The sequence below is a fragment of the Actinomycetota bacterium genome (assembly GCA_030774015.1).
Lineage (GTDB): Bacteria > Actinomycetota > UBA4738 > UBA4738 > JACQTL01 > JALYLZ01.
The window spans coordinates 1-18,914 of record JALYLZ010000142.1 but is presented as its reverse complement, the minus strand read 5'-3'; the positions used below and the strand labels follow the sequence as shown (position 1 = coordinate 18,914).

Here is an 18,914-nt window from a genome sequence, read left to right as displayed (position 1 = left end):
TCACCCATCGCTCCAGGAGCGCCCGGTCCCCCTCGGAGATCGCCACCGCAGCGGCAGGATGCCACACGACGGGAGGCTACCTCCCGCGTCTCCCTCTGTCAAGCTATTTGCGAGGCATTACACTAGTGGTGTGAAGCAGCCGGCCGTCCGGACCGGGTCGCCGGTCGCCGGTCCCTCCACCGGGGGCCGCCTGGCCGAGCTGTACCTCCGGCACGCTGACGGCGCCATCCGGCTCGCCTATCTGTTGACCGGCGATCGCTCCCTGGCCGAGGACCTGGTGCAGGACGCCTTCGTGAGGCTGGCCGGGCGGCTCCGGCACATCCGGGATCCAGCGGCCTTCGAGGCCTACCTCCGCCGAACCGTGGTCAACCTGTCGCGAATGCACTTCCGGCACGCCCGGGTGGAGCGCGCGTACCTGGAGCGGCAGCCGGCGGCAGGCGTGGAGGGAGAACCCGACCCGGACGTCGCGCTTCGGGAGGCCGTCCGGCAGGCACTGCTGGGGCTGCCGGAGCGGCAGCGAGCGGCGCTGGTCCTGCGGTTCTACGCGGGGCTACCCGACGGGGAGATCGCGGACGTCCTGCGCTGCCGGCGGGCCACGGTTCGCTCGTTGGTATTTCGAGGCCTGGAGGCGCTTCGCGGCCAGATGGGGAGTGAGGGCGATGAAGACTGATCTCGAACGGATCCTGCACGACATCGGTGAGGAGGTCCCGCCGGTTCGAACGGTTCCCACGGAGATGCTCCAGCGGGCCCGGAGGCGGATCGCGCTCACGGTGAGCGTTACACTCCTCGCGCTCTCGGCCGCGGGCGGCGGAGCGTTCGCAGCGGTGCAGGCGGCGAGCTCCCCTCCCCGGCCCACGCCCGCCGCAACGGGACCAACCACCATCCCGACCACTGGCGCTTCGCCGACGCAGACCCTTCAATCGCAGAACCCGGTGTGGATCCATCTGGCCCGCCCGCTCCACCTGCCGACCATCGCCCCGGGTGCCCCCTGCCCGATCACCACGCAGTTCGGCCTCCCCCCCAACCGGGTCGTCCCCCGGCAGGACTGGATCCACTACGCAGGCGCCGGTCCCGTGTACGTGAGCGGCTACGTCGATCACGGAATGGCTCACTGGAAGGGCGACATCCCCGTGACCCGGGGGTGGCACCCGACCACCTTTCTGTGGCTCTCCGCCCGAGCCGCAGGTCCCATCCTGGTCAGCGGGACGCAGATCGACGGACCGAACGGCATCCGGTTCGGCGGGATCCAGGGCGTCGAGGGCGCCAGCCCGGCGCTGACCCAAGCCCGGCTCTCGCCCAACAGGAACAACCAGGAGTACCTGAACCCCGGACTTCGCCCGTCGGGCTGGCATCTCTACGCGGCAACTACGTTCTTCCGGGCACCGGGATGCTACGCGCTCCAGATGGACGGGTTGGCCTTCAGCGAGGTGGTGGTGTTCCGGGCCGGTCCGTAGCTGGAGGCCGGTCGCTATTCGCGGGCGGCGCGGTCGGCGGCGGCAAGGCGGCGCTCGCGGCGGACCTTCTTCCAGTCGCTCTTCTTGGTCGACCAAACCACGTCGGTGACCACCTGCACCACACCGATCCCGAGCGTGGCCCAGGCCGCCCACGCCGGCGCGTTGGACAGCGGCCAGCACGCGAGGGAGACGAATGGGGCGACCTTCGAGGCGATGGCACCCGCTGCGTGCATGGCCGCCCGCGACTCCGGCCGGGCCCGCAGGTACGTGGCGTAGTCGGTCTTGATGCCCGGCTGGATGCGGAACGGACCGTCCAGGAAGTAGCTCAGGAACCGGATCCCGTGGCGCCTCCCGACCGCCCAGTGGCCCAGGTCGTGGACGGAGACCGACAGGATCCCGGCCGAGGCCACGAGGGCCAGGCCGGCCACCACGGGGCTCGACGCCCACACCGACACCGCGATGGCGCCCGTGCCGGCGGCCACCCCGGCGGCCAGGACCGAGTTGCCGAACCAGACCGGGAAGCGCGGCCGCACCCGCTGCTCGAACGCCTTGCGGTCGATGCGCCCGACCTGCTCGGCCCAGTCGGTCGCCAGCGTGGGCTCCTGCTTCACCTGACGGACCAAGCGCCAGAACCCGAGCGCGGAGAGGTCCGTGTCGCCGGCGTCCACCGCGGCCTCGATCCGGGCGAACGCGTCCTGAAGTGCCTCGGAAGTCGAGCTTGTGGCATCCGTTCCCGAACCTGCCATCGGTTGCCCCCTACAATGGGGTCGCGTCCCGGCCGGCCCCCCAACGGAAACCATGAGCCAGACGACCGTTCGCGCCAGGTATCAGGTTATCGCTCGCATCGCCGCGGGCGGTATGGGTGAGGTGTACCGGGCCCGCGACTCCGTGCTGGGGCGCGACGTGGCCATCAAGGTGCTGCACCGGAACCTGGCCGGCGACCCGGGGTTCATCGACCGGTTCCGCCGGGAGGCTCGCGCCGCCGCCCTCCTCTCGCACCCGAACATCGTTGCGGTGCACGACTGGGGCTCCACCACCAGCGGCACGTACTTCATGGTCATGGAGTTCGTCCGGGGCCGGAACGTCCGCGACCTGCTGTCCCATCACAAGCGGCTCGCGCCGGCCCAGGCCGTGGAGATCATGGACCAGATGCTGGCTGCCCTCGACCACGCCCACCGCCACGGCATCGTCCACCGCGACGTGAAGCCCGAGAACGTGCTGGTGACCGCTGACGGAACCGTGAAGGTGGCCGACTTCGGCCTGGCCCGGGCCTTCGCGGAGTCCCGGGTGAGCCAGGCCCCGGGGACGGTGACCGGCACCGTCCAGTACCTCGCGCCGGAGCAGATCCAGGGAAACCCCGCCGATCCGCGGACCGACGTGTACGCGCTGGGCATCGTGGGCTACGAGCTGCTCACCGGCAGGGTCCCGTTCACCGGCGAGACTTCGCTCGCCATCGCCTATCGGCATCTCCAGGACCCGGTGCCCCCGCCGTCCCGGACCAGCCCGGCGGTCCCGGAGGCGCTCGATCGCATCATCCTTCGAGCCACGGAGAAGGACCGGGAACGGCGACCCGCCTCGGCGGAAGACCTCCGCCGGGAGCTCCACGCCGTGGCTCCGTCGCTCCCGGCCGCTCCGCCGCTGGCCCAGCTGGTCCGCGACCTTCCTGCCTCCACCACCACGGGAGACGATCGGGCTTCCACCGTCACCATCCCCCGCACGCTGTCGCCGCGGGTCCGCCGCCGCCGGGTTCGGCTCCGCCTGCTGGCGACCCTGGCCCTGGTGCTGGCCCTGGCCGGGGGGGCCTGGGCGGCCTGGGCGTACCTGGTCCCCCACTACACGCACGTGCCCAACGTGGCCCGGCTCTCACGCGGCATCGCGGAACGCCGGGTCGAGTCGGCCGGCCTGCACGCCCAGTTCGGCCAGCCGATCACGTCCACCACGGTTCCGGCGGGAGATGTGGTCAGGCAGAGTGTCGCGTCGGGAACGAAGATTCGGAAGGGCTCGGAGGTCGTGTTGCGCCTGTCCGCGGGGCTTCCCCTGCGAACCGTTCCCTCCGTCACAGGGAAGAAGGCTGCCGTGGCAGCGAAGGCCCTGGTGCACGCCGGGCTGAAGATCCATGTGGTTCGGGTGTTCGACGATCGGGTTCCCGACGGCCGGGTGGTCGACCAGAACCCCTCCTCGGGCCAGACGATCCAGTACGGCAGCGTGGTGAAGCTCACCGTCAGCAAGGGACCCCAGCCCATCGACATTCCCGACGTGACCGGCCAGTCCGGCGGCGACGCCGAGGCCATCCTGGTCGCGGCCGGTTTCAAGGTGGACCTCCATCACCTGTACTCGACGACCGTGCTGTCGGGCAGGGTCATCCGGCAGGAACCCTCGGGCGGCACCGCCTCGGCAGGTTCGCACGTGACACTGTGGGTGTCGCTCGGGCCGCGAACCTTTCCCATGCCGAGGGTAATCGGGATGGCAACAGACACGGCGAAGTCACAGCTTGAAAACCTCGGGCTGAAAGTACAGGTGGTGATCGTCCCGAACTCACTCGGGAAGACCGTGGTGAGTCAGTTTCCCAGCGCCGGGAAGACGGTCCAGCAAGGCCAGCAGGTCGCTATCTACGTCGCGTGAGCAGCGCGTGAGGATCGGCGCCCACCTCCCGACCCGGGGCGGGCTGCTCGCTTCCATCGCGGCGGCGCGGGAACGGACCGCGGACGCGGCCCAGCTGTTCGCCTCGAACCCGCGGGCCTGGGCGCCGCCCCGGATCGACCCCGGATACGCCGAGGAGTTCCGGTCCGCCTGGCGGGACGCCGGGCTCGGTCCGTTGTTCGTGCATGCCCCGTATCTGGTGAACATCGCGTCGCCGAACCCGGAATTCCTGGGGAAGTCGGTGGACCTGGCCCGGGCCACCATGGCGGCGGCCGAGGCCCTCGGCGCGGCCGGGCTGGTGGTGCACGCCGGCGCCGGAGGGACGGGCGAGCCGGACCGGGCCCGGGAGCGGGCCGCGGCCTCGCTGGGGGCGATCCTTCCCGAATCCGGCCGGGCCGCGCTGCTCGTGGAGCTCATGGCGGGCTCTTCCGGGGCCGTGGCGAGCACGTTCCCGGAGGCGGCTGGCCTGTTCGCCGAGGTCGAGGGCGGGGAACGCCTTCGGCTGTGCGCGGACACCTGCCACCTGTTCGCCGCGGGCTACGGCCTCGACCGGCCGGACGGGGTGCGCCAGTGCTTCGCGGAGCTCCGCGGTACCGGCCTGGTGCGACCGCTGGTCCTGGTGCACGCGAACGACGCGAAGTTTCCCCGCGGCTCCCGCCGGGACCGGCACCACAACGTCGGCCAGGGCTTGATCGGGCGAAACGGCTTCGCCGCGATCCTGGCGGACCCGGCAGTGCGTCGCTCCGCGGTGGTGTGCGAGACCCCCGGGGACGCCGCCCAGCACCGCCGGGACGTGGAGACCCTCCGGGAGCTCGCGGGTCTGGAGCCGGTGGCGCGGGCTCGAACGACATGATCGCCCGGGACCAGGAAGGGTGCCGCAACCTCTCGATCGTTCACTGATCCGAATGGGTGATCGCCAGTCCGCTCAGGCACAATGACCCCTTCACCCCGGCCGAGATAGGGAGCTGTCGTGGACAACGTGGAGCTGTTCCAGGTCGCGGATCGGCGTCATGTCAACGCCTGACGGCGCCGGTACGCCGGTGTCGCCAGGGGAACGCCCTCCAGACGAGCGCCAGACGACGCGGTATGGGTGGCATCCCCAGCCGGATCTGCTGGACTTCGGATCGCCCGAGCGCGGTCGCGAGGTCCTCGAGCGGCTGGGGCGCGGGGCGTGGGCGGCCGCTCTCGACTACCTCTACGGCGAGGCAGTGCGCCGGGCGGTGGGGCCGGACTCCTACCCGGCCCGCCGCCGCTCGTACTTCGGTCCCCTCGACGCGCCCGGCATGGCGCCGGATGCTCCCGCCACCTTCGAGGAGCTCCTGGAGGAGTTCCGGCACCGCCTCGCCCCGTACATGCTGAACGCCCACCACCCTCGGGCACTCCCCTACTTCACCCCTCCGGCGCTCCCGATCTCCATCGTGGGAGAGCTCCTCGCCCAGTGGACCAACCAGGGCGTGGACCTGTGGGCCTGCAGCCCGGTGGCGTCGCTGGTGGAGGAGGAGGTCGTCCGGTGGCTGTGCGACCTCGTCGGCTACGGGGCGGGGTCCTTCGGCGTCCTCACCTCGGGCGGGGTCATGGCCAACGTCATGGCCCTCACGATCGCTCGCGACGTCCACCTGCCCGGGCTGCTCGGCCTGGACGGCCCTCCCCGGGGCGCCGACCTCGAGCGTGTCCGGGTGTACGCCTCGGACCAGACCCATTTCTCGATCGCCCGAGCCCTGGACCTCCTTGGATTCCCCCACCAGACCCTTCGCGTGCTCCCCTCCGACCAGCGGTTTCGCCTGCAAGCGGAGAGCGTCTCTCGGGCGGTCGCGGAGGACCGGGAGGCAGGGCTCGTGCCGTTCGCCGTCTCGGCCGTGGCCGGGTCGACGAACACGGGGTCGGTCGACCCCGTCGGGGAGTTGGCCGAGGTGGCCCGGCGCGAGGGCCTGTGGTTCCATGTCGACGCGGCCTACGGCGGGGCGGTCCGGCTGTCTGGACGCGACCGCGAGCGGGTCCGCGACCTCGAGCTGGCCGACACGATCACCCTCGACCCACACAAGTGGTTCTTCCAGCCACACGACATCGGGGGCCTGCTGGTGAGGCGTCGCGAGCATCTGTCGCAGACCTTCCATCGCTCGCCCGAGTACTACCGGAGCTCCCACGTCGAGGGGAAGCCCCTCGACTGGTACCGGTACTCGCTGGAGGGGACCCGTCGGTTCCGAGGCCTCAAGCTGTGGTTCTCGTGGAAGTTCCTCGGCACGGAAGGCTTCGGCCACCTGATCGAGCACACCATCGACCTCGCCGCGCACCTTGCGCGGCGCTGTCGGGAAAGCGACGACCTCGAGGCGCTGCCGGAGGAGCCCGAGCTCTCCGTGGTGTGCTTCCGGCACGCTCCGGGCGGACTCGACCGGGCCGCCGGGCTGGATCCGGAAGCCCTCGACCGGTACCAGGACCGGCTTCAGCGGGCCCTCGAGGTCTCCGGCGAGGGTTGGCTCTCGACCACGCGCCTCCGGGGCCGGACCTATCTCCGGGCAGGCATCGTGAACTACCTGAGCACCGAGGACGACATCGACGGGCTGCTGGCCACACTCAGGCGGTTGTCTCCCGGAGCCGCGCGGGAGGCCGGGGTCCGGTAGCCGTCACGGGGTGACTGGCACGGCACGGGCGCGCGTGGTCCAATCCGTGCCGTGGCGGACCCCGAGACCGTCGAGACCATCCGCGCCGCGGTGGAAGCCATCAGCCCTCGGACGCCAGATGCGCCGGGCGCGGTGGACATCGGCGCCCACGAGCACGTCGTCCAGCAGGTGGAGGGCTACGTGCCCGGTTTCTCGGACATGACCGCGGCGCTGCTCGACGCCTACGCCGCGGGTGTGAAGCCGGGCGCCCGCTTCGCCGAGCTGTCCATCGAGGAGCGCGCGGCCGTGTTCCGGGAGATGTCGGCGGAGGAGGCCCAGGACATCCGCGACGCCCTCGACGCGCTCTTCGTATTCACCCTGGGAGGCGTGTACTCGGAGTGGTCGGCCCGCCGTTCGGGCTACGCGCGGCCGGAGTCGTGGGATCGGGTGGGGTTCCACGGCCCTTCGGACGGACACCCCGAATACCGGAACGGGACCTGACGACGTGATGGAGAACCCCGACGTCATCGTGGTTGGAGCCGGCGGCGGCGGGCCGGTGGTCGCCAAGGAGCTGGCGGAGCAGGGCGTCCGGGTCCTGATGCTGGAGGCCGGTCCGTGGCTCGACCCGGACCGAGACTTCAGCCGGCTCGAGGACGAGATGAGCTCGATCGTGGACGGGCGCCTCCGGTGGGGCCCGGCGGACCGCTCGAAGCCTCCCTGGATGCGCCGCCGGGACGGCGCGGGCCTGGTGCTCCAGTCCGCCGGCGTGGGCGGGACCACCCTGCACTACAACGGCATCTCGCCCCGTGCGTACACGACCTCGTTCGCGGATGGGAGGTGGCCCATCACCTACGAGGAGCTCGTCCCGTACTACGAGCGGGTCGAGGAGTTCCTCCCCGTCCGCCTCGTGGACGAACTCGCCACGAAGGACGCCCTGTTCGCGGCGGGGTGCGAGAAGGTCGGGCTGGTCCGGAGCGAGACCAGGGACTGCGGCGAGCCCATGTGGCGCCCGTGCCACAACGCCATCCTTCCGATCGCGAGGATGGAGCCCGGCGTGCCACTCCGCTACCCGGAGGTGGACGGCTGCACGATGTGCGGGCACTGCCTCCAGGGGTGCCCGAACCCGGTCGGCGCGCCGCTGGAACGCAAGGCCAAGCGGGCCACGAACGTGAGTTACGTCCCCGCCGCGATGGCCACCGGCAACTGCGAGATCGTGCCCAACGCCTTCGCCACGGCCGTGCTGTTCGAACCCGCGGAGGCGGGGAACGGTGGGCGGGGGCGGGGGCGGGCCCGGGCCCGGGGCGTCCGGTGGCGCGACACCGCCACCGGCGACGAGCACGAGGCCGAGGCCCGCATCGTCGTCCTGGCGGGCGGCTCGATCGAGAACCCCCGGCTGTGGCTGAACTCCGGCCTTCCCAACGGCGGCGGCGCGGTCGGCCGGTTCCTCACCACCCATGCCCAGGACCTGGTCACCGGGTTCTTCGACCACGAGGTCCATCCGGACGTCGGCCAGGTCACCATGGCCCGCGCCGACTTCCCCGGCTACGGGACCTTCTTCGTGCAGGGATTCGGACCCCAGTACTTCGCGGTCGCCCTCGCGGGCGGTGGCCGGGGGTGGTGGGACGACGACACCGGGGACGAGCCCTGGGACTTCGCAGGAAAGGGATGGGGGCCCGAGGCCGTGCGCCGCCTCGGCGAGTACCACCGCACGCTGTCGGTCATCATCTCCGTGAACGACGAGGGCGTGGCCGACAACGGCGTCACCCTGGCCGACGACTGGCCGGCCGACGAGCATGGCCCCGTCCCCAAGGTGCGGTATCACCTGACGCCGGCCACGAAGGAACGCCGTGACTTGCTGGCCCGGAAGGCTGCCGAGGTCATGCGCGGGGCGGGCGCGCACGAGGTCCACCGCACCGACATCCAGCCGATCCTCACGCACATCATGAGCTCCATGCGCATGGGCCACGACCCCGCCACCAGCGTGGTGGACGCGACCGGCGAGGCCCACGAGGTCGAGCGCCTGTTCGTCGGGGACTCATCGATCATCCCCACCGTCGGCGGAGCCAACCCGACGCTCACGGCCCAGGCCCTGGCCGCCCGGACCGCGGAACACATCCTGACGCGATACTTGGCCTGACCGATCCGCCGGCCGCGATCGCCGCCTCCCGGCGCGAACCCTCTTGACAGGTCGATCCGCGACTCCCTATATTTCACTATGTCCATAGATGAATAGGGGAACCTCGACGTGATCCAGTTCCGGCTCGATCCGCACTCGGGAGTGTCGACCTACCTCCAGATCGTGCACCAGGTACGGCACGCGCTCCGACTCGGGATGCTCCACCCGGGGGACCAGCTCCCAACCGTGAAGGAGGTCGTGGGCTCGCTGGCCATCAACCCGAACACGGTCCTCAAGGCCTACCGGGAGCTGGAGCAGGAAGGCCTGGTCGAGGGCCGCCCCGGCGCCGGCACGTTCGTGCTGAAGACGCTGAAAGGGCCGCCGCCCGACAAGCAGGCGATCCTCCAGCGAAGCCTGGACCGGTGGCTGGAGACCGCGTTCCAGGCCGGGATGGACCGGGACTCCGTGATCGCGCTGTTCGAGACCACGTTGCGGGACGTCGGGAAGGAGGCATCGGCATGAGCGCCGTCGTCGCCACAGGACTGGGAAAGCGGTACCGGCATCGGTGGGGGCTCCGCGACTGTACCTTCGAGATCCCCGAGGGCCGCGTGACCGCACTGGTGGGCCCGAACGGGGCCGGCAAGACCACCCTCCTGCACCTGGCCACGGGGCTACTCGAGCCGAGCGCGGGCTCCATCGAGGTCCTCGGCCGGACCCCTGCCCGCGACCGCGAGCTCCTGCCCCTCGTCGGCTTCGTGGCTCAGGACGTCCCGCTGTACCGGACCTTCACCGTCCGGGACATGCTCGAGTTCGGCAGGCACCTCAACGGTCGGTGGGACAGCGAGGTGGCCACCGGGCGGCTCGACCGCCTGGGCATCCCCCTCGACCAGCGGGTCGGCCATCTCTCGGGCGGCCAGCGGGCCCAGGTGGCGCTGGCTCTCGCGCTGGCCAAGCGCCCCCGGGTCCTGCTGCTGGACGAGCCGCTCGCCAGCCTCGATCCCCTGGCCCGGCGGGAGTTCCTCCAGGGACTGATGGAGGGCGTCGCCGAGGACGGCCTCACCGTGGTGCTCTCGTCGCACCTGATCGCCGACCTGGAACGAGTGTGCGACCACCTGATCCTTCTCTCCGCGTCGAGGACCCAGGCGGCGGGCGACATCGAGGACCTCCTGCGGAGCCACCGCGTCATCACCGCGCCGGATGGGAGAGCGAGCGTGCCGGCCGGCGTCGCGTCGGTGCTGGAGGAAACCCGCACTGAGCGGCAGACCACCATGCTCGTACGGACAGACGGCCCGATCCTCGACCCCACGTGGTCCGGCCAGGACGTGACGCTCGAGGAGCTGGTGCTGGCCTACCTGGGGCAGCCGAACTCCACGGCGCTTCCTCCCCCTCGCCTGGCCACGGTCCGAACGGAGGTGTCCCGATGATCTGGGTGGCGTGGCGCCAGCACCGGGCGCAGCTGGTGGCGGGCGCGGGCCTGCTCGCGCTGCTCCTCGCGTTCCTGCTGACGACGGGATTTGGGATCGCGTCCGCGTTCCGCTCATCGGGTCTGGCCGGGTGCCTGGCGTTGCCCGGTGGGCACTGCGACGACCTCGCGAACGCGTTCGGCGACCGATACTCGAACCTTCAGTTCCTGGTGCCGCTGTTCCTCGTCCTGCCGGCGGTCATCGGGCTCTTCTGGGGCGCTCCCCTGGTGGCCAGAGAGTTCGAGCAGGGGACCCACCGCCTGGCCTGGACCCAGGGCGTGACGCGTCTGCGGTGGCTCGGCGTGAAGCTGGCCGTGCTGGCGGGGGCGACGGCCGTCGGAGTCGCCGTGCTGACCTGGGTGTTGACCTGGTGGAGCCGGCCCCTGGTGATCGCCGCCGACAATCGGCTGAACCCCGGCCCGTTCGACCTCCGGGGGATCGTTCCCATCGCCTACGCGCTGTTCGCGCTGGCCCTCGGCGTGGCCGCCGGGACCTTCGTGCGGCGGGTCGTGCCGGCCATGGCGGCGACCGTGGCCGTCTTCGCCGCCACCAGGGCGGCGGTGGCGATCTGGCTTCGGCCGCACTTTGCGGCCGTCAAGACCGCATCCTTCCCGTTCCTGGAACGGATAACAGGATTCGGGCAGGGCGACTGGATCCTCTCGACCACCACCGTGGACGGAAGGGGCCGGTTCATGGGCGCTGGGAGCACCCTCAACTTCAACCTGCTCAGTCAACGATGCCCGGCGCTCGTCCCCCGGAAGGGAGACCTCCCGGACCCGACCGCCCTGCGGGAATGTATCCATCGCATCGGCCTGCACGTGGTCGCCCGGTACCAGCCGGGAAGCCGGTTCTGGATGTTCCAGGGCATCGAGACCGGGATCTTCGTGGCACTGGCCGTCGCGCTGTTCGCCCTGGCCACGCTGTGGGTTCGGCGCCGCGTGGCGTGACCTTCTCGCTGGCGTCGCGCTACGTGGGGCCGCCAACCCGGGGTCGTCGCCGGCTCCTGACCACCAGAAGCACGACGATGGCCAGGGGGATCAGCGACAGCGCAGCGAGCCACCGCGAAACGGGCTCGTGGACCCCGACCAGCTTCGCGGTCAGGCCGTAGCGCCCGGGGTCGATGGCGCCCCGCACCGGCGGCGAGCACAGATTCGCGGACACGAGGCCGTGATCGCGGAACGCGAACACGGTGTACCGGACGTTCGGACGGAACACCAGGCCGCAGGCCGAGCCCTGGGCGTTCGTGGTGACCGTGAGCCGGGGCCCCGGCGGCCCCTTGTACACGGTGTCCACCTCGAAGTCGACGCTCACGGTCTGGCCGGTCACTCGGGGAATGGACGCGACCGTGCCGGTGAACACGGCGTCGGCTCCAGACGCGACCTGCCTGGGCGTCGACTGCGCACACGAGCAGGCCCACGCCGGCCGGATCGAGAGGGCGGGGATCGCAGCCGCGAGCGCCAGAGCGATGGCGAGCCGGCGCACTACGGTTCCAGCTCGGCCCCGCGGCCCTCCTGGTAGCTGTAGCGCTCCTCGGGCCACGGGTCGGCGTGGATGTGGTACCCGCGAAGCTCCCAGAACCCCCGCTTGTTGTGGTCGACGAGCTCCAGTCCCCGCAGCCACTTCGCGCTCTTCCACGCGTAGCGCTTGGGAACGACCAGTCGAAGCGGGAACCCATGCTCCGGCGCCAGCGGCTCGCCGTTGTGGGCCCACGCCACCAGGACGTCGTCATCCGTCATGGCCTGGAGCGACAGGTCCGAGGTGTACCCGTAGTCGCAGTGCGTGATGACCCACTTGGCCTCGGGCTTCACCCCGGCCTTCTCCACGAGGGTCCGGAACGACACGCCGGTCCAGCTGTTGTCGAGCGTGGTCCATCCGGTGACGCAGTGCATGTCCGCCTGCACGGTCACCTTCGGGAGCGCCTTCAGCTCGGCGTAGCTCAGCGTGTACGGGTTCTCCACCAGCCCGGTCACCTGGAAGTCCCACTCCGCCTCGTCGAACGTGGGGATGGGTCCGACGTGCAGCACGGGCCATCCCTTGACCAGGCGCTGGCCCGGCGGGACGCGCTTCGCGATGTCCTCGGGATACCTCGGTCCACCGAACAGTTTCACGCTCGCTCCTCGTTCCTCGGTTGCAGGGACGCCACCACCCGCCGCCAGGCGGCGAGCGCGGCGTCCACACCGGCATCCGACACGTCGACGTGGGTCAGCATCCGCACCTTCCCGGCCACCATGGTGGCCACGACGCCCTCGGCCCGGAGGCGCGCCAGGACGTCCAGCACGTCCAGCCCCGCCGCCGACACGTCCACGAACACCATGTTGCTCTCGACGGCCCCCGGCTCGAGCGAGCCGGGCAGGACCTCGGCCACGCCCTCGGCCAGGCGGCGGGCCCGGGCGTGGTCCTCGTGCAGTCGCTTCGGGCCATCCTCCAGCGCCACCAATCCGGCCGCGGCCATGATCCCGGCCTGCCGCCAGGCGCCACCGAAGGCGATCTTCAGCCGGCGAGCCTCCCGGATGAACTCGGCCTGGCCCGACAGCACCGAGCCGATGGGGGCACCCAGTCCCTTGGACAGGCAGAACATCAGCGCGTCGGTCTCGGCGGCGTAGTCGGCGACGTCCGCTCCGGTCACCGCGCAGGCGTTGAAGATCCGGGCCCCGTCGAGGTACACGGGAACGCCGCGGTCGGCGGCCACCTTGTGGATGGCCCGCAGCTCGTCCACCGGCATGACCGTTCCCCCTCCGACCTGGTGGGTGTTCTCCAGGGCCACCAGGTCCACGACGTCGACGTCGTATGGATCCGGTTCCAGCGCTCGCGTTACGAGCTCGGCGGTGAGCTGGCCACGCGGAGCGGCGACGCGATGGAACGCGATGCCGGAGAGCACCGCGGAGGAGGTGGCCTCGGGGCCGCACACGTGCGCGGTGGCCTCGCAGGCCACGAACCGGCCGGAGCGCACGAACGCGTGCATGGCGACCTGGTTGCACATGGTGCCGGTGGGGAGGTACGCGGCAGCCTCCTTTCCGGTGAGCTCGGCCACGCGGTCCTGGAGCCGGTTCACCGTGGGGTCGTCCCCGTACCAGTCGTCGCCCACCTCCGCCGACGCCATGGCTCGGCGCATGGCCTCGGAGGGCTTCGTCACCGTGTCGGATCGAAGGTCGACGGGAGCTGCCACAACGGCCAGTATATTGGCGCTCGTGCGCTCCCCCACCTCGCCGTGAAGGTCCTGGTCGTCGGGACCGGCGGCGTCGGCGGGTACTACGGCGCGCGGCTGGCCGCCGCCGGCGAGGACGTCTGGTTCATGGCCCGCGGGGCGAACCTGGCGGCCCTCCGCCAGCGAGGGCTCGAGGTCCGCAGCGACTTCGGCGACCTCCGGCTGCCCCAGGCGAACGCCGTCGAGCGCGGCTCCGAGGCCGGCCCGGTCGACGCCGTCCTGTTCACGGTGAAGACCTACGACAGCGAGGAGGCGGCGGCGGCCGCCGCCGGCGCGGTGGGCGAGGGAACCGTCATCTGCTCGCTCCAGAACGGCGTGGACAACGAGGCCTTCCTCCAGGTCCGGTTCCCCGGCGCCGTGGTGATCGGCGGCGCCAGCCGCATCGAGGCGTTCCTGGAGTCACCCGGGGTGGTGGTCCAGCGAGGCCAGCAGGCCGAGGTGACCGTCGGGGCCTTCGAGGACGCCGCGCGGCCCGCCGCCGAGGCCCTGGCGGGCACCCTGGAGCGGGCCAGCGTCCCGGTCGTGGTGACCGACGATGTGCAGGCGGCCCTGTGGCTGAAGCTCCTGATCATCTGCGGGCTGGGGAGCGGCACCGCGTACGCCGGCCGGCCCATCGGGGAGGTGCTGGCGTCTGCGGAACTGGCCTCGTTCGTGGAGCGGCTCATGCGCGAGGTGGCCGCGGTGGCGGAGGCCCGCGGCATCGCGGTGCCGCCGGTGGCGCCCAACGCCGTGATGGCCTACGCCCGGACCCAGCTCGACCCGCAATTCAAGTCCTCCATGCTCCGAGACCTGGAGTGGGGCCGGCCGCTGGAGGTCGAGGCCCTGAACGGCGCCGTCGTCCGCTACGGGCGGGAAGCGGGCGTACCCACGCCCGAGAACCAGCGGGTCCTGGAGGCCCTGCTCCCCCTGCACCAACGGGCCATGGAGGCTCGACGCCCGACCTCGACCGAGGGTTGAACCCGAGGCTCGACGCCGGCGTGGGCCATTCCGAAGCCAGGCCTCAACCTCTACCTGACAGTCGAGTCACCTGGGGCGGGAGTGGCCCGCGACGTGCAGCTTCTGGGCGCGATCGCTCCGCCGTGCACTACGCTTCGCCTCCATGGACCACGTGCTGGGGATCGACGCCGGCACCACCGGGGTCACCGCGCTCGTCGTCGACGAGAGCGGTGCCGTCAAGGGCCGCGGATATCGCGAGTTCCCTCAATCCTTCCCGCGACCTGGCTGGGTGGAGCACGACCCGGACGACTGGTGGCGCGCCATGGGCGAGGGCATCGTCGAGGCCCTCAGCCACGCGGGCGTGGAGTCGCACACCCTGGCCGCCGTCGGGCTCACCAACCAGCGCGAGACCACGGTGGCGTGGGATCCCGAGACCCTTCGGCCGGTCCACCCGGCCATCGTGTGGCAGGACCGCCGCACGGCGGACCTGTGCGACCGGCTCCGCGAGGAGGGCTGGGAGGACCGGATCCGGGAGCGCACCGGGCTGGTGATCGACCCATACTTCTCCGGCACCAAGCTCGCGTGGCTGCTCGAGCACGTGCCGGGTCTGCGAGTGGCCGCGGAGAGCGGGCGGGCCGTGTTCGGGACGGTCGACTCCTACATCCTGGCCCGGCTCACCGGCGGCGGCGTGCACGCCACGGACGCCACCAACGCCTCCCGCACCATGCTCTACGACATCCGAAAGCTTCGGTGGGACGGCGAGATCCTGGAGCGGCTCGGGATCCCGGAAGCCATGCTGCCCGAGGTCCGCCCGTCCTCCGGCCGGTTCGGCGTCACCGCCCCCGACCGGTTCTTCGGCGCCGGGGTCCCGGTGTCCGGGATCGCCGGCGACCAGCAGGCGGCGCTGTTCGGCCAGGCCTGCTTCACCCCCGGCTCGACGAAGAACACCTACGGCACCGGCTCGTTCGTCCTCATGAACACCGGCGACCGCGCCCCGGCCTCGGAGTCCGGGCTGCTCACCACCATCGCCTACGGTGGCGACGGGTTCGTCGAGTACGCCCTGGAGGGATCGATCTTCGTCACGGGCGCGGCCGTGCAGTGGCTCCGCGACGGCCTCGGGCTCATCGCGTCGTCGGAGGAGATCGGCCCGCTCGCGGCGTCGGTTCCCGACACCGGCGACGTGTATTTCGTCCCCGCGCTGGTGGGGCTGGGCGCCCCGCACTGGGACCCCTACGCGCGCGGGACCATCGTGGGGGTGACGCGGGGGACCACCCGCGCCCACCTGGCCCGAGCCGCCGTGGAGGCCATGGCGTACCAGACCCGGGACGTGGTGGAGGCCATGCGCCGGGACGCCGGCCTCCCCCTCACCGAGCTGAAGGCCGACGGCGGCGCCAGCGTGATGGACCTGCTGATGCAGTTCCAGGCGGACCTCCTGGGCGTGCCGGTCAGGCGTCCGGAGATCCGGGAGACCACGGCCCTCGGGGCCACGTACCTGGCCGGTCTGGGCGAGGGGGTGTGGTCCTCGCGGGAGGAGGTGGCGGACCACTGGCGGCTGGACCGCGAGTTCGTTCCCTCGGGTGACGCAGAGGAGCGCTACGCCAGATGGCGCCTCGCCGTGGAGCGATCGCTGCGGTGGGCCTCGACCTGAGCCCGAGGCTTGGATCCTCCGTTTGGTGTGGGACGGCAGGGGTATATGGGGTGCGCAACTGCACGGGGAAGCGCCGAGGCGCGTGCCCGCGGCCACGTCCAGGAAGGGTGGAGGTCAGGCGATGGTGAAGTGTCCGGTCTGCGAATCCGCACGGGTCGTCGTCGTACTTGCTCCTTCACCTCGGGCCTTCTGCGTGAAGTGCTCGACCAAGTGGATCCAGGAGGGAAGCCACCAGCGCGCCATCCGGCCGGGCGTCCCCGCCGCACCGGCCATCCGCCCCATCGAGATCGCGCGATAGCCCGACCCGCCCCCGCTGCACCTCAGCCTCGCACCTCACGCAGGCCCGCCACCGCCGTCGCCGACCGGCCCGATTCAGGGTCCGCCGACGTGCACCCCGACCCGGATCCATTCCGCCACCGCGCTCTGGATGAACTGCACGCCGATGGCGATCAGCAGCAACCCGGTGATCCGGCCCAGGGCGTCGCTCACGCGGGGCGGGATGAGCGCGGCCAGTCCGGCCGCCGAGCGAAGCACGGCGAGCGACAGCAGCAGCGCCGCCACGGCACCCGCCCCCACCGAGAACCATCCCCGAGCGGATGCATGCTCGTCGACCAGGACCAGCAGGGTGGCGATCGCGCCCCGGGCCGGCCAGCAGGGGCGTGGCGAGCGGAACGACCGCGATGTTGCGCGCGTCCTCCGGCGAGACATCGGTCTGGTCCCGCGGCGAGGACAGGAACGCCCGCACCGAGAGGACCACGATGAGCAGCCCGCCCGCCACCTGGAGGCTCTCCAGCGATATCCCCAGGTAGTGGATGAGCTCGTCGCCGACCGCTCCGAAGACGGCGAGGAGGACGGCGGCCACCGCGACGGCCACGTAGGCCACGCGCGCTCGAGCCTTCCGGTCCAGGGCGCCGGTCAGCGACAGGAAGATCGGGACGACGTTCAGCGAGCCGATGACCACGAACAGCGTGATCAGTGACTTCGCGAACACGCCCCCCGACACGTTTCCCCCTGCGATCGAACCGATTCGAGGCCTGCGCTACCCGGAGTGCTCTCCCGGCGGGGGCTCGGAGGACGACATCACGGTGACGTGGGCGTCCGAGGAGTCGGGGGGCGGGGCGGAAGCCTCCTCCGGTCCGGACTGCGCTCCGGCCGCGGCCCGGGCCTCCTCCGCGGCCTTGCGGGAAAGCTCCTCCTTCACCTTCGACGCGTACTCGTCGACGTACTCCTGGCCCGTCAGCATCATGATCTCGTACATGACCTCGTCGGTCACGGACCGGAGCACGAACCGGTCGCGGTCCTGGCCCGCGAAGCGCTCGAAGGACAGCGGCTTGCCGTAGATCACCTGGATGCGGCCACGGAGCTTCGGCATCTTGCGATCCGGGGGCTGGAGCTCACGGGTCCCCAGCACCGCCACCGGGATCACCGGACACCCCGCCAGCAGGGCCATCCGGGCCACGCCGGTCTTGCCCCGGTACAGGCGGCCGTCCGGGCTGCGCGTCCCCTCCGGGTAGATCCCCACGACGTTCCCGTCCTGGAGGGCCTTCACGCCGGCCCGAATCGCCGCTTCCCCGGCCGTCCCGCCCTCGCGACGGACCGGGATGACGTTGGTGAACTTGAAGAACCACCGGGTCTTGGGGCTGTCGAAGTAGTCGGCCTTGCCCAGGTAGACGACCCGCCGCTTCACCAGCAGCGGGACGAACAGGCTGTCCATGAACGAGACGTGGTTGGCCGCGAGGATGACCGGCCCCTGGGCGGGGATGTTCTCCAGGCCCCGCGCCTTCGGCCGGTACAGCAGCCGAATGATGGGGCCCAGGATCACGTACTTCATGAGCCAATAGAACATCGCCCTCACCCCTCGAGCGAGACCGAACGCACCCCGGTCGGTACTACACTACAGGCTCGCCCGGCCCACCTCAAAGGAACTCGGATTTGATGCTGGCCAGGTTCGGCGCGCTGGAGTGGTCCTTCGCCATCCTGCTGATCGTGCTGGTCGGGGCCGCGGGCCTGTTCGGGCTGTACGTGGTGATCCAGCAATTCCGCAACCCCGGCCGGCGTGCCTGAGCCGCGTACGACCGGGGCCGCCGGCATGCCCGACGCCTCCCGCCGCCGGCCCGACCGCTCGAGGAGATCTTCGCCATGGGCGTGGTGACGGTTTCCCGCCAGTACGGGGCGGGGGGCCAGCGGGTGGCTCCGGCCCTGGCCGACGCGCTCGGCTACCGGTTCGTCGACCGCGAGATCGTCGAACAGGCCGCGGCGGAGGTGGGAGTGGACCCCGAGGTCGCCCAGAACCTCGACGAGCGGGTTCCCGCCCTGGTCGAGAAGGTCGGGCTCGCGCTGGCGGCCGCCAGTCCCGAGTTCGGGCTGTCCACGCCGCCCCCGGCCGACGACCGGGTCCTGGCGAACGGGGTCAGCCGCGTCATCGTCTCGCTGGCCGCGGTGGGCGGCTACGTGATCCTCGGCCGGGGCGGGCAGGCCGTGCTGCGCGACCGGCCGGACGCCTGCCACCTCCAGCTGGTGGGCGAGCCGGGTGACCGTGTGCGCCGGGTCATGGAGTCGCAGGGCCTGTCCCTCGACCAGGCCAGGGAGCTGAGCCGGCGGGTCGAGGCCGACCGGGCCGCCTACGTCCGGCGATTCCATGGGCTCGATATCGGCGACCCCCTCCTCTACGACGCCGTCCTGAACACCTCCCGGCTCGGTATCGACGGAGCCGTGCGGGCGGCGGTGGCGGTGGCCCGGCAGCGCCTCGAGCCGTAGCACGGGACACGCCGTCGCCGCCGGCATCACCGTCCAGTCCGTGGAATACACCGCCGGCGGCACCGGTTGGAAATCTAAGCACCCACCCCCCGCGGGAG

Annotated in this window: 21 protein-coding genes; 15 read left to right on the top strand and 6 right to left on the bottom strand. The window is 71.4% G+C overall.

Going from position 1 to position 18,914, the window contains the following annotated elements; genetic code table 11:
* The first annotated feature begins 130 nt into the window (after positions 1–130).
* Both M3Q23_14365 and M3Q23_14360 read left to right on the top strand, forming a co-directional pair.
* Positions 131–670, top strand: a complete 540-nt coding sequence (locus M3Q23_14365) for a SigE family RNA polymerase sigma factor (GenBank protein MDP9343244.1) — start codon at positions 131–133, stop codon at positions 668–670.
* Positions 660–1,454, top strand: coding sequence for a hypothetical protein (locus tag M3Q23_14360; GenBank protein MDP9343243.1), 795 nt, complete (start codon positions 660–662; stop codon positions 1,452–1,454). Before M3Q23_14365 ends, M3Q23_14360 begins: the two co-directional genes overlap by 11 nt.
* Before the next feature lie 14 nt (positions 1,455–1,468).
* Here M3Q23_14360 and M3Q23_14355 read toward each other — a convergent pair whose 3' ends face one another.
* On the bottom strand, positions 1,469–2,200 hold the full coding sequence (locus M3Q23_14355; GenBank protein MDP9343242.1) for a hypothetical protein: 732 nt from the start codon (positions 2,198–2,200) through the stop codon (positions 1,469–1,471).
* A gap of 112 nt (positions 2,201–2,312) precedes the next feature.
* Here M3Q23_14355 and pknB point away from each other — a divergent pair, with 112 nt between their 5' ends.
* The 8 genes from pknB (at position 2,313) to M3Q23_14315 (ending at position 11,217) form a co-directional block, all read left to right on the top strand.
* On the top strand, positions 2,313–4,076 hold the full coding sequence (gene pknB, locus M3Q23_14350; GenBank protein ID MDP9343241.1) for a Stk1 family PASTA domain-containing Ser/Thr kinase: 1,764 nt from the start codon (positions 2,313–2,315) through the stop codon (positions 4,074–4,076).
* A 7-nt stretch (positions 4,077–4,083) separates the two neighbouring features.
* Complete coding sequence (locus tag M3Q23_14345) at positions 4,084–4,947, top strand: deoxyribonuclease IV (protein ID MDP9343240.1); 864 nt, start codon at positions 4,084–4,086, stop codon at positions 4,945–4,947.
* A 157-nt stretch (positions 4,948–5,104) separates the two neighbouring features.
* A complete protein-coding gene (locus M3Q23_14340; protein ID MDP9343239.1) occupies positions 5,105–6,712 on the top strand; it encodes a pyridoxal-dependent decarboxylase in 1,608 nt (535 codons plus the stop codon).
* Positions 6,713–6,763: 51 nt separating this feature from the next.
* Positions 6,764–7,192: a gluconate 2-dehydrogenase subunit 3 family protein gene (locus M3Q23_14335; GenBank protein ID MDP9343238.1), complete on the top strand. Its 429-nt coding sequence runs from the start codon at positions 6,764–6,766 to the stop codon at positions 7,190–7,192.
* A 7-nt stretch (positions 7,193–7,199) separates the two neighbouring features.
* Positions 7,200–8,828, top strand: coding sequence for a GMC family oxidoreductase (locus M3Q23_14330; GenBank protein MDP9343237.1), 1,629 nt, complete (start codon positions 7,200–7,202; stop codon positions 8,826–8,828).
* A 108-nt stretch (positions 8,829–8,936) separates the two neighbouring features.
* The gene (locus M3Q23_14325) at positions 8,937–9,329 is read left to right on the top strand and encodes a GntR family transcriptional regulator (protein ID MDP9343236.1); all 393 of its coding nucleotides are present in this window, start codon (positions 8,937–8,939) and stop codon (positions 9,327–9,329) included.
* Complete coding sequence (locus M3Q23_14320; GenBank protein ID MDP9343235.1) at positions 9,326–10,231, top strand: ABC transporter ATP-binding protein; 906 nt, start codon at positions 9,326–9,328, stop codon at positions 10,229–10,231. Before M3Q23_14325 ends, M3Q23_14320 begins: the two co-directional genes overlap by 4 nt.
* Complete coding sequence (locus M3Q23_14315; GenBank protein ID MDP9343234.1) at positions 10,228–11,217, top strand: ABC transporter permease; 990 nt, start codon at positions 10,228–10,230, stop codon at positions 11,215–11,217. The genes M3Q23_14320 and M3Q23_14315 overlap by 4 nt, the downstream gene beginning before the upstream one ends.
* 19 nt (positions 11,218–11,236) lie before the next feature.
* Here the strand turns inward: M3Q23_14315 and M3Q23_14310 are convergent, their stop codons facing one another.
* Genes M3Q23_14310 through M3Q23_14300 form a run of 3 tightly spaced genes read right to left on the bottom strand, consistent with a single transcriptional unit; the run spans position 11,237 to position 13,403 of the window.
* Positions 11,237–11,752, bottom strand: a complete 516-nt coding sequence (locus M3Q23_14310; GenBank protein MDP9343233.1) for a hypothetical protein — start codon at positions 11,750–11,752, stop codon at positions 11,237–11,239.
* Complete coding sequence (locus tag M3Q23_14305; GenBank protein ID MDP9343232.1) at positions 11,752–12,378, bottom strand: sulfite oxidase-like oxidoreductase; 627 nt, start codon at positions 12,376–12,378, stop codon at positions 11,752–11,754. The genes M3Q23_14310 and M3Q23_14305 overlap by 1 nt, the downstream gene beginning before the upstream one ends.
* Entirely contained in the window at positions 12,375–13,403 is a 1,029-nt protein-coding gene (locus tag M3Q23_14300; GenBank protein MDP9343231.1) for an aminotransferase class I/II-fold pyridoxal phosphate-dependent enzyme, read from the bottom strand. The genes M3Q23_14305 and M3Q23_14300 overlap by 4 nt, the downstream gene beginning before the upstream one ends.
* Before the next feature lie 75 nt (positions 13,404–13,478).
* Between M3Q23_14300 and M3Q23_14295 the strand changes: the two genes are divergently transcribed.
* The 3 genes from M3Q23_14295 to M3Q23_14285 all read left to right on the top strand — a co-directional run bounded on the left by M3Q23_14295 (position 13,479) and on the right by M3Q23_14285 (position 16,357).
* Positions 13,479–14,432: a 2-dehydropantoate 2-reductase gene (locus tag M3Q23_14295; GenBank protein ID MDP9343230.1), complete on the top strand. Its 954-nt coding sequence runs from the start codon at positions 13,479–13,481 to the stop codon at positions 14,430–14,432.
* Positions 14,433–14,574: 142 nt separating this feature from the next.
* Positions 14,575–16,059, top strand: a complete 1,485-nt coding sequence (gene glpK / locus M3Q23_14290) for a glycerol kinase GlpK (protein ID MDP9343229.1) — start codon at positions 14,575–14,577, stop codon at positions 16,057–16,059.
* Between the two features lie 121 nt (positions 16,060–16,180).
* Entirely contained in the window at positions 16,181–16,357 is a 177-nt protein-coding gene (locus M3Q23_14285) for a hypothetical protein (protein MDP9343228.1), read from the top strand.
* 74 nt (positions 16,358–16,431) lie between these two features.
* On the opposite strand, the gene M3Q23_14280 is transcribed toward M3Q23_14285, so the two are convergent.
* Positions 16,432–16,767, bottom strand: coding sequence for a MarC family protein (locus M3Q23_14280; protein ID MDP9343227.1), 336 nt, complete (start codon positions 16,765–16,767; stop codon positions 16,432–16,434).
* A 100-nt stretch (positions 16,768–16,867) separates the two neighbouring features.
* Here M3Q23_14280 and M3Q23_14275 point away from each other — a divergent pair, with 100 nt between their 5' ends.
* On the top strand, positions 16,868–17,038 hold the full coding sequence (locus M3Q23_14275; GenBank protein MDP9343226.1) for a hypothetical protein: 171 nt from the start codon (positions 16,868–16,870) through the stop codon (positions 17,036–17,038).
* A 60-nt stretch (positions 17,039–17,098) separates the two neighbouring features.
* Here M3Q23_14275 and M3Q23_14270 read toward each other — a convergent pair whose 3' ends face one another.
* Positions 17,099–17,905, bottom strand: a complete 807-nt coding sequence (locus M3Q23_14270; GenBank protein MDP9343225.1) for a 1-acyl-sn-glycerol-3-phosphate acyltransferase — start codon at positions 17,903–17,905, stop codon at positions 17,099–17,101.
* A 293-nt stretch (positions 17,906–18,198) separates the two neighbouring features.
* On the opposite strand from M3Q23_14270, the gene M3Q23_14265 reads away from it, so the two are divergent.
* Entirely contained in the window at positions 18,199–18,816 is a 618-nt protein-coding gene (locus M3Q23_14265) for a cytidylate kinase-like family protein (GenBank protein MDP9343224.1), read from the top strand.
* Positions 18,817–18,914 lie beyond the last annotated feature (98 nt).